The sequence below is a fragment of the Neisseria sp. P0021.S007 genome (genome assembly GCF_051956855.1).
In genome coordinates, this window is the sequence record NZ_JBQCXA010001700.1 from 1 (window position 1) to 445 (window position 445).

Annotated in this window: 1 protein-coding gene; it reads right to left on the reverse strand. The window is 47.9% G+C overall.

Annotated features, from left to right (window positions below):
• Nucleotides 1-286, reverse strand: a 286-nt coding sequence (locus ACTHUR_RS20990; protein WP_440400745.1) for a Mur ligase domain-containing protein, incomplete at its 3' end; no start/stop codon positions are given.
• Nucleotides 287-445: the final 159 nt, after the last annotated feature.

The following is a 445-nucleotide window of genomic DNA, read 5'->3' on the forward strand; positions in this document are numbered from 1 at the left end:
CCACCATACCGGCGCGATGTTTCAGATCTTTAATGCATTGATTAGGAACGTTCCATTCGGGATTCCATGTAAATTTGCCGTCATCATCCCAAAAAACAAAGGTTGCACCGTTGGCAATGGCGGCAGGAATATAGCTGCGGCCGTATGTATATTCGCCCTGACAGGCAACGAAAATGTCACCCTGTTTAATTTGTCGGCTGTCTGAATGCAACAAACGCCCTGCTGCGTTTTCACACAGCAGAGGCGGAAAGTTGGTTTCAGCAAAGGGGGTTAACTTGCTGAACATAAACAATATCTCTTTGATTGTTTGGATTATGCCGGTACTTTGACGGTAGCGGTATTACTTAAAGGCTTGGTCGGGGAAACACCCAAGATGTTCAAGCTTCCGCTCATGACTTCTTTGAATACGGGCCCGGCAACCACGCCGCCGTAATAGCCGTTGGCA